Origin of the sequence: Flavobacterium cyanobacteriorum, from assembly GCF_002251835.1 — a bacterium.
GTDB classification, from domain to species: domain Bacteria; phylum Bacteroidota; class Bacteroidia; order Flavobacteriales; family Flavobacteriaceae; genus Flavobacterium; species Flavobacterium cyanobacteriorum.
Genome location: NZ_NOXV01000114.1, coordinates 1 through 3,969 on the forward strand (window position 1 = coordinate 1; position 3,969 = coordinate 3,969).

At 39.3% G+C, this 3,969-nt stretch carries 7 protein-coding genes; 6 read left to right on the forward strand and 1 reads right to left on the reverse strand.

Going from position 1 to position 3,969, the window contains the following annotated elements:
* The first annotated feature begins 232 nt into the window (after positions 1-232).
* The 6 genes from CHU92_RS01390 to CHU92_RS01415 all read left to right on the forward strand — a co-directional run bounded on the left by CHU92_RS01390 (position 233) and on the right by CHU92_RS01415 (position 3,544).
* Complete coding sequence (locus tag CHU92_RS01390) at positions 233-811, forward strand: protoglobin domain-containing protein (protein ID WP_094411852.1); 579 nt, start codon at positions 233-235, stop codon at positions 809-811.
* A 98-nt stretch (positions 812-909) separates the two neighbouring features.
* Positions 910-1,173 (forward strand): DUF2024 family protein, encoded by a 264-nt coding sequence (locus CHU92_RS01395; protein WP_094411854.1) that lies wholly within the window; start codon positions 910-912, stop codon positions 1,171-1,173.
* Position 1,174: 1 nt separating this feature from the next.
* Positions 1,175-1,768, forward strand: a complete 594-nt coding sequence (locus CHU92_RS01400; RefSeq protein WP_094411862.1) for a MarR family winged helix-turn-helix transcriptional regulator — start codon at positions 1,175-1,177, stop codon at positions 1,766-1,768.
* 86 nt (positions 1,769-1,854) lie between these two features.
* Positions 1,855-2,307, forward strand: a complete 453-nt coding sequence (locus tag CHU92_RS01405) for a cupin domain-containing protein (protein ID WP_094411856.1) — start codon at positions 1,855-1,857, stop codon at positions 2,305-2,307.
* A 56-nt stretch (positions 2,308-2,363) separates the two neighbouring features.
* Positions 2,364-2,948, forward strand: a complete 585-nt coding sequence (locus CHU92_RS01410) for a Crp/Fnr family transcriptional regulator (protein ID WP_094411858.1) — start codon at positions 2,364-2,366, stop codon at positions 2,946-2,948.
* Positions 2,949-3,082: 134 nt separating this feature from the next.
* Positions 3,083-3,544 (forward strand): ester cyclase, encoded by a 462-nt coding sequence (locus CHU92_RS01415; protein WP_094411860.1) that lies wholly within the window; start codon positions 3,083-3,085, stop codon positions 3,542-3,544.
* A gap of 90 nt (positions 3,545-3,634) precedes the next feature.
* On the opposite strand, the gene CHU92_RS15730 is transcribed toward CHU92_RS01415, so the two are convergent.
* Positions 3,635-3,805: a hypothetical protein gene (locus tag CHU92_RS15730; protein WP_165764559.1), complete on the reverse strand. Its 171-nt coding sequence runs from the start codon at positions 3,803-3,805 to the stop codon at positions 3,635-3,637.
* Between the last annotated feature and the right edge of the window lie 164 nt (positions 3,806-3,969).

Here is a 3,969-nt window from a genome sequence, read left to right on the forward strand (position 1 = left end):
ATATCTCCCCGCCGCCATAAGCGCGGCGGCGGGGAGGATGCCGCTCCTATCAGGGCTGGCGGCGGGGGCAGTATATGCCGGATACTACCTGTTCTTATTTTTTTAAATACTTTTTTTAGCTCCGGTTACTTATATACTACCTGTTTTAGAATACAAATCATAAAAGTAACAAGAAAATTTGTATTGTTAGGAATCCTAACTATATTTGTAGCGAATTTTAAAACCTAAAGTTATGTCAGAACAAATTAAAGGGTATTCCTATGGACAGGTTGGGCAATCACCGGTAAGTATTGCCGATTTAGAACTCCTTAAAAAAACAGTTTTATTTACCGAAGAAGATGAAAAATACCTTCATCTTGCAGGCGATGTACTTAAAGATCAAACTGCCCAGGTGCTCGACCTTTGGTATGGCTTTGTTGGGGGTAATGAACATTTAGTTTACTATTTCACAAAAAATGGCCAGCCTAATATGGATTATCTTACGGCAGTACGGGCAAGGTTCGGACAATGGATTATGGACCTGTGCAACAGGTCGTATGACCAAAATTGGTTAAACTACCAGCACGAAATAGCCCTGAGGCACCACAGCCTTAAGAAAAACAGGACAGACGGGGTTGAAGCTGTCCCTATAATCCACTACCGCTATATGGTTGCTTTTATCTACCCTATAACAGCTACTATAAAAGGTTTTTTAGCTAATAAGGGACACAGCACGGAAACCGTAGAAGCCATGTATGCGGCATGGTTTAAAGCTGTTACCATTACAGTCATTTTATGGACATATCCGTACATCAACCAAAATGAATTTTAATTATCGCAAAAGAGCAGGGATAGCACGCGGTATGCTGGTGTCAAGTAACTGGCGGTGCTATTCCTGCTTTCATTTTTTAACAATTAAAAAGTAATACAATGAAAGTAGCAGTTTGGGATACTTATGTAACAAAAAACGACGGAAAAATTATGCACTTTGATATTATTGCTCCTGAGCATATCAAAGATGAAAATTTAATTTATACATTTGGTAAAGAATACCTGCGGTCCAGGGGCCAGGAGGGGCAGTCACTTACTGCAAAGCAATGCCGGTTTTGCCATATGGAGAGTGCAACAGCCGAAATGATTGCAGGCATTCAGCAAAAGGGTTATTATATTATTGAAATGCAAAACTGTAGCTGATTTGTCAATATTTAATTTAGAAGAACAGAACAGTAATATTGACTACAAGATTGTAGCAGGCCTTGAGAGATTATCCCAGGTGTACAGGATATTGCTTTGGCAAAAAGCAAAAGAACATGGCCTGAGCCCTATACAGATACAGTTACTGATTTTTATACACTCACACAGTGCAGAAAAAAATACTGTAAGCTATCTGGCCCGGGAATTTAATCTTACAAAAGCAACAATAAGCGACGCTATTAAGGTTCTTGAGCACAAGAAGCTGATCAATAAATGTACGGCTACTACCGATACAAGAAGCTACACCATAACGCTAACCCCGGAAGGCGAACAAATAATGTTGCAGGCACAGGATTATACCGGGCCTTTAACCGGGCTAATATCAGGTACTGACGAGGGGAACAAAAAAGTACTGTGGCAAACCATAGTAGATGTTATAAGCCAGCTCAACAAAATGAAAATAATCAGTATCCAGAGGACTTGCTATAATTGTAAACACTTTAAACCAGGTGGTAATTCGGGCTATTGCAGCCTATTGAATAAAGAATTAGCAATCGCGGATATACGCATTGACTGTGCCGAATTTGTACAGTAGCTGATCCCCAGACGCATCCCGCATGGAATCCAGCTTTATAATTGACATCAGGGATTAAGGAAAGTTTAACCATACGGATATATACGATGAAACTAGCACCGGAAGATGGCAAAACCATAAATTTTTATACCACTAAAATGGTTTTTAAAACTACATTGGCTGAAACTAATAACTCATACTCTGTTATCCTGATGACTCACCAGGCGTCTACAGGGCCTGCTTTACATATCCATCCCAATGGGCAGGAAACATTTTACATTATTGAGGGCATTTATACGTTTACTCTCGGCAACAAGTTTATTGAAGCTCAAAAAGGCGATTTTATAATAGTCCCGCAGGGCGTCCCCCATAAATATGTGTCTGGTAAAGATGGCGGGCAGATGCTCGTGACAACTCCGCCAGCTGTGGAAAAATATTTCCTGCATATTGCTGAAGAACTTGTAAAAAGGCACGTGCCACTTGAGTACGAGTTTGAAATCGCAAAACAAAACGGGCAAATATTTTTAGATAAAGAAGGGCATTGGGGCCATAGGCAATAGCCTGTAGGAGGTAATTGGCTTTTGCGTAAATTTATGGCAAATTTGCAAGACCTGTAATGACCGGATACCACCATCTTAAAGAACATATCTTAAAAAGAATCATCTTTTCACAAGATGAACTTGACGAATTTTTAAGCTACTTTACCGTTAAAGAAGTAAAAAAGAAACAATTTCTTATTCAGCCGGATTTTGTAGCCAGGCACAGGAGTTACGTCGTAAAAGGTGCATTTAGGGCTTTTATAGTTTCGGCTGACGGGCAGGAGCACACCATCCACCTGGCCATCGAAGACTGGTGGGTTTCTGATATGAATAGCTATTACTTTCAGCAGCCTGCCAGGATGTTTGTAGTGGCCTTGGAAGACAGTACTATCCTGCAGTTAAATTTTGAAGATGAACAGCTGCTCAAAAAAAAGAACCACAATTACGAGTCGTATTTCAGGATTTTAGCAGAAAGCACATCAGCATTTTTGCAAAGAAGGATTATGACTGGTCTCACCATGACCGCCGAAGAACGGTTTAATGAATTTGAGCAAAAATACCCCTTAATCAGTCAAAGGGTACCCCAATATGTTTTAGCATCTTTCCTTGGTATGACTACAGTCTATCTTTCCAGGCTCAGGAACAGGCGGGCGGCAAAATAAATTAAACCAGTTTACCTTTTTTTATTAAACCACTTTATTTTTCCTCTTGTTTAATACTGCCAAATTTGTGATAACCCCCCGGATATGCACTAAAGCGCGGGAGGAATCTAATAATCATAAAATCAATTTATACCATGTCACAGAACAACAGTATTACAAGGGAACTTTACGATGCGTTTCAAAAAAACGAATTACACCGCTGGGACGCAATCATTTCTAAAGATGTCAAAACCACAAGCCCGGCATCTTATGGCGTAATTGAAGGCATAGAGCTACTCAAGGCCTGGGGCGCAGAATTCCTGAACAGCCTGGAACCGCAGGTAGACTTAGTCGATGAGTTTGATGGCGGTGAAAGGGCTTTTATTTCCGTATGCCTATACTGGAAACATACAAAACCCTTTTTCGGAATTCCTCCTACAGGCAGGGAAGGGACTTCAATCGAAACATTTATTCTCACAGTTAAAGACGGAAAAATAACAGAGTTTAAAGTGGCAGACCAAACTCTGGACCTGGCAATTTACCTCTGGCAAAAAGGAATGCCTGCAGAGCACAATGCCCGTCCGGAACCTATTGTAGCAGGTATAGTCAGGCGGTAATACACCGTTTTATTTTTTATAATACCAAAATGTACCTATTAAAAAAAGGCTGTCTTGTGAGGCAGCCTTTTTTATAACGATATACTGTTGTTACTTAAACAGTTCATACATTCCCGTTCCGGCAATAAAGGCTACAATACACGCCACAATGATTTCAATATTTTTTATAATCGTATTCTTCTTTTTCATTGATGCGTGGAAGGCAAACCTCTTATTATCCTTACGGTTAAAAAGCAATTGTTGGGGTGTGGAGTTTTTCATATTGAAATTAATTTTTGCTAAAGTATGTATCAGTTTAACCACTCAGAAATTATTTAACATCACATTATATATATTAATACATTTTTGTACTATTTATTGTATTAAGTACAGGAAAAATAATATTGAAGTGGTTTAAACTTTTATTTTATTAAATTTCTTTAGTG

Excerpts from the sequence above, each read along its gene's own strand:
- CHU92_RS01390 (WP_094411852.1), top strand. The coding sequence starts at position 233 with ATGTCAGAACAAATTAAAGGGTATTCCTATGGACAGGTTGGGCAATCA.
- CHU92_RS01395 (WP_094411854.1), top strand. The coding sequence starts at position 910 with ATGAAAGTAGCAGTTTGGGATACTTATGTAACAAAAAACGACGGAAAA.
- CHU92_RS01405 (WP_094411856.1), top strand. The coding sequence starts at position 1,855 with ATGAAACTAGCACCGGAAGATGGCAAAACCATAAATTTTTATACCACT.
- CHU92_RS01410 (WP_094411858.1), top strand. The coding sequence starts at position 2,364 with ATGACCGGATACCACCATCTTAAAGAACATATCTTAAAAAGAATCATC.
- CHU92_RS01415 (WP_094411860.1), top strand. The coding sequence starts at position 3,083 with ATGTCACAGAACAACAGTATTACAAGGGAACTTTACGATGCGTTTCAA.
- CHU92_RS15730 (WP_165764559.1), bottom strand. The coding sequence starts at position 3,805 with ATGAAAAACTCCACACCCCAACAATTGCTTTTTAACCGTAAGGATAAT.